Annotated in this window: 4 protein-coding genes and 1 pseudogene; all 5 read left to right on the forward strand. The window is 47.9% G+C overall.

Translation table 11 applies throughout. From position 1 onward, the window contains the following. Positions 1-345: F0F1 ATP synthase subunit B (atpF, locus tag ACTHUE_RS12235; RefSeq protein WP_440423577.1), on the forward strand; the 345-nt coding region annotated here is incomplete at its 5' end. Positions 346-349: 4 nt separating this feature from the next. Next, on the forward strand, positions 350-883 hold the full coding sequence (locus ACTHUE_RS12240) for a F0F1 ATP synthase subunit delta (protein WP_004519004.1): 534 nt from the start codon (positions 350-352) through the stop codon (positions 881-883). Positions 884-893: 10 nt separating this feature from the next. Next, positions 894-2,441 carry a F0F1 ATP synthase subunit alpha gene (atpA, locus tag ACTHUE_RS12245; protein ID WP_003676111.1) on the forward strand — a complete coding sequence of 516 codons (1,548 nt, stop codon included), beginning with the start codon at positions 894-896 and terminating at the stop codon, positions 2,439-2,441. Between the two features lie 24 nt (positions 2,442-2,465). Then, positions 2,466-3,341: a F0F1 ATP synthase subunit gamma gene (gene atpG / locus ACTHUE_RS12250; RefSeq protein ID WP_004519003.1), complete on the forward strand. Its 876-nt coding sequence runs from the start codon at positions 2,466-2,468 to the stop codon at positions 3,339-3,341. A gap of 38 nt (positions 3,342-3,379) precedes the next feature. Beyond that, positions 3,380-4,041, forward strand: a pseudogene (locus ACTHUE_RS12255) (F0F1 ATP synthase subunit beta); the annotation flags it as partial.

Consider the following 4,041-nt stretch of genomic DNA (forward strand, 5'->3'; position numbering starts at 1 on the left):
GGCTTGGCTGCTGCCGAGCGCGGTAAGAGCGATTTTGAGCAGGCAGAGAAAAAAGTTGCAGAACTTATGGCCGAAGGGCGTAATCAGGTAACCGAAATGGTTGCCAACGCCGAAAAACGTGCTGCAAAAATTGTAGAAGAAGCCAAAGAGCAAGCTTCTCATGAAGCAGCACGCATTGCAGCCCAAGCAAAAGCTGATGTAGAGCAAGAAGTTAACCGTGCACGCGAAGTGTTGCGCGAACAGGTCGCTTCATTGGCTGTTAAAGGTGCGGAATCTATCCTGCGTAAAGAAGTCGATGCTTCCAAACATGCAGATCTGCTCAGTGCCTTAAAACAGGAGCTGTAATCTTATGGCAGAGTTCGCAACGATTGCCAGACCTTATGCGAAAGCATTGTTTAGTCTGGCTCAGGAAAAAAACCAAATCGAGTCTTGGTTGGGCGAACTGAAAGAACTCGCAGCGGTTGTTCAGGATGAGAAAGTCATTGCTTTCATCGAGCAGCCGGAAACGGGAGCTTCCGAAAAGGCAGAAACGCTCAAAGGTCTTGTCGGTATCAAAAATGTCGAATTGGCAAATTTTATTACCGTTTTGGCCGAGCAAAAGCGTTTGCTGGTATTGCCGGAAATTTATGCCCAATATCAAGATTTGACCTTGATACACAACAATACGAAATCGGCAGTAATTTACAGCGCGTATGAGCTCAGTTCTCAGCAGCTGGCCGATGTTACCGATATCCTGACAAAACGCTTCAACAGCAAATTGGATGTGGTAGCTAAAGTTGCCCCTGAATTAATCGGCGGCATCAAAGTAGAAGTGGGTGATCAGGTCTTGGATTTGTCCGTACAAGGCAAACTGAATGCTTTGTATGCGACTATGACAAATTAGGAGAGTTTTCATGCAGCTTAATCCTGCTGAAATTAGCGATTTGATTAAAGCTAAAATCGAAAATCTGTCCGTCAATGCAGAAGTGCGTACCCGTGGTACCGTTGTTTCTGTTACAGACGGCATTGTGCGCATTCATGGCTTGTCAGACGCGATGCAAGGTGAGATGCTCGAATTCCCCGGTAACACTTTCGGTCTGGCCATGAACTTGGAGCGTGACTCCGTCGGTGCCGTAGTGTTGGGTGAGTACGAACACATTAAAGAAGGCGATACAGTTACCTGTACCGGCCGTATTTTGGAAGTGCCGATCGGTCGCGAACTGGTTGGCCGTGTGGTTGATGCATTGGGTCGTCCTATCGATGGTAAAGGTCCAATCAACACAACATTGACTGCTCCAATCGAGAAAATTGCACCGGGTGTGATTGCGCGTAAATCGGTTGACCAACCAATGCAAACCGGCCTGAAAGCCATTGACTCTATGGTTCCGGTTGGTCGTGGTCAACGTGAGTTGATCATTGGTGACCGTCAAACCGGTAAAACTGCCGTGGCACTGGATGCCATCGTTAACCAAAAAGGTACAGGCGTTATCTGTATTTATGTGGCTATCGGTCAAAAAGCATCTTCTATTGCCAACGTAGTACGCAAATTGGAAGAGCATGGCGCGATGGAGCATACCATCGTGGTTGCTGCAACTGCTTCTGAAGCCGCTGCACTGCAATACATCGCTCCTTACTCCGGTTGTACCATGGGTGAATTCTTCCGTGACCGTGGTGAAGATGCGTTGATCGTATACGATGACTTGTCTAAACAAGCCGTTGCATACCGTCAAATTTCTCTGCTGTTACGCCGTCCTCCTGGCCGTGAAGCATATCCTGGCGACGTATTCTATCTGCACTCCCGTCTGTTGGAACGTGCAGCCCGTGTCAGCGAAAACGAAGTTGAAAAACTGACCAATGGCGAAGTAAAAGGCAAAACCGGTTCTCTGACTGCGTTGCCAATTATTGAAACCCAAGCCGGTGACGTATCAGCATTCGTACCAACCAACGTAATCTCGATTACAGACGGCCAAATCTTCTTGGAGACCGACTTGTTCAACGCCGGTATCCGTCCTGCAATCAATGCCGGTATTTCCGTATCGCGCGTAGGTGGTGCAGCACAAACCAAAGTCATCAAAAAACTGGGTGGCGGTATCCGTTTGGCGTTGGCACAGTACCGTGAATTGGCAGCGTTCTCGCAATTTGCTTCCGATTTGGACGAAGCAACGCGCAAACAGCTGCAACACGGTGAAGTAGTTACTGAATTGATGAAACAAAAACAATTCAGCACATTGAACACTGCCGAAATGGCATTGACTTTGTGGGCGATCAACAACGGTTCTTACGCAGATGTTCCGGTATCCAAAGCCTTGGCTTTCGAAGCAGAATTCTTGAGTTTCGTACGTACGCAACATCCTGAGGTTCTGGAAGCGATTAATGCATCAGGCGCAATGTCTGACGAAAGCGAAAAAGCATTGACCGAAGCCATGAAATCTTTCAAATCTTCTTACGCTTACCAAGCATAAGTATTGAGATGAAAGGAGTCTGAAATGGCAGTCGGAAAAGAGATTCTCACCAAAATCCGTAGTGTTCAAAATACCCAAAAGATCACTAAAGCGATGCAAATGGTGTCGACCTCTAAAATGCGGAAGACTCAAGACCGGATGCGCTTAGCGCGTCCGTACGCCGAAAAAGTGCGTACAGTGATGAGCCATCTTGCACAAACTAATGCCGATCATGGTATCAAATTGTTGGAGCCGCACCGCGAAGTGCGTCGTGCCGGTTTCATTTTGATTACCTCGGACAAAGGTTTGTGCGGTGGCTTGAACGCAAACGTACTGAAAAAGTTTTTGGCGCAAGTTCAAGAGTATCAGGAACAAGGCATCGAAGTCGAAGTCGTGTGCCTGGGTAGTAAAGGTTTGGCTGCATGCCAAAGCATCGGTTTGAATGTTATTGCCAGCGCAACCAATTTGGGTGATACCCCAAAAATGGAATTGCTGCTCGGCCCTCTGACCGAAATCTTCCAACGTTATGAGAAGCATGAATTAGACCGTATCCATATGGTTTACTCACGTTTCGTCAATACAATGCGCCAAGAGCCGCGTATGGAAGTTTTGCTGCCTATCGGTGAAAACGTTATTGACGACGGAACAGGTCATTCTTCATTTACTTGGGAATACCTCTACGAGCCGAGTCCTATCGCCGTATTGGAATATTTGGTTCGCCGCTATTTAGAGTCTGTGGTTTATCAGGCATTGAGCGACAACATGGCATCTGAACAAGCCGCGCGTATGGTAGCGATGAAAGCCGCAACCGATAACGCAGGTAATGCCATTAAAGAATTGCGCTTGGTGTACAACAAATCGCGTCAAGCCGCGATTACCACAGAATTGTCAGAAATTGTAGCAGGTGCAGCGGCAGTTTAATGCCGTCTGAAGCCTGAACAGGAAATTAGGATACGATAATGAGCCAAGGCAAAATCGTACAAGTTATTGGTGCGGTGGTTGACGTGGAATTTCCACGCGACGCTATCCCGCATGTTTACGATGCCCTGAAATTGGACGAGAACGGTCTGACTCTGGAAGTTCAACAGCTTCTGGGTGACGGCGTTGTCCGTACTATTGCAATGGGTAGTTCAGACGGCCTGAAACGCGGTATGTCTGTAAGCAATACTGGTGCGCCAATCACTGTACCGGTAGGTAAAGGTACATTGGGTCGTATTGTCGACGTATTGGGTACGCCTGTTGATGAAGCAGGTCCGATCGATACCGACAAGAGCCGTGCTATTCACCAAACTGCTCCGAAATTCGACGAGTTGTCTTCAACTACCGAATTGTTGGAAACCGGTATTAAAGTGATCGATTTGCTGTGTCCGTTTGCTAAGGGCGGTAAAGTAGGTCTGTTCGGTGGTGCCGGTGTGGGCAAAACCGTGAACATGATGGAATTGATCAACAACATCGCCAAAGCGCACAGCGGTCTGTCCGTGTTCGCAGGTGTGGGTGAACGTACCCGTGAAGGTAACGACTTCTACCACGAGATGAAAGATTCCAACGTATTGGATAAAGTAGCCATGGTGTATGGCCAAATGAACGAACCTCCAGGCAACCGTCTGCGCGTTGCTTTGAC

This window comes from Neisseria sp. P0021.S005, assembly GCF_051956955.1.